Raw genomic sequence first — 257 nt, 5'->3', positions numbered from 1 at the left:
ACTCAAAGCATTGATGTACAAACCGATGCCAATGGTAACTGGAGTGCGACACCAACAGGCACATTAGCCGAAGGGAATTATAGCGTTAGCGCCAGCATCACCGATGCCGCGGGCAACACAGGTACAGGTACAGACAGTGGCGAAGTAGACGTAACTCCACCGGCACTTGCCTTTACACCAACGTTTGAACTTGGTTTATTGGTTACCTTAAGTGGTACCTCTGACTTGCCAGCAGGCAGTGAAATTACCATTACCGA

General features: G+C 49.4%; 1 protein-coding gene. It reads left to right on the top strand.

What is annotated here, in order from left to right:
* A partial coding sequence (locus tag H5157_RS20785; protein WP_182725429.1) for an Ig-like domain-containing protein occupies positions 1-257 on the top strand: 257 nt, incomplete at both ends.

The sequence above is a fragment of the Pseudoalteromonas sp. SG43-3 genome, assembly GCF_014164385.1.
GTDB lineage: Bacteria > Pseudomonadota > Gammaproteobacteria > Enterobacterales > Alteromonadaceae > Pseudoalteromonas > Pseudoalteromonas distincta.
Note: the sequence above shows the minus strand (reverse complement) of the source record. Positions and strands in the feature narration are given on the sequence as shown.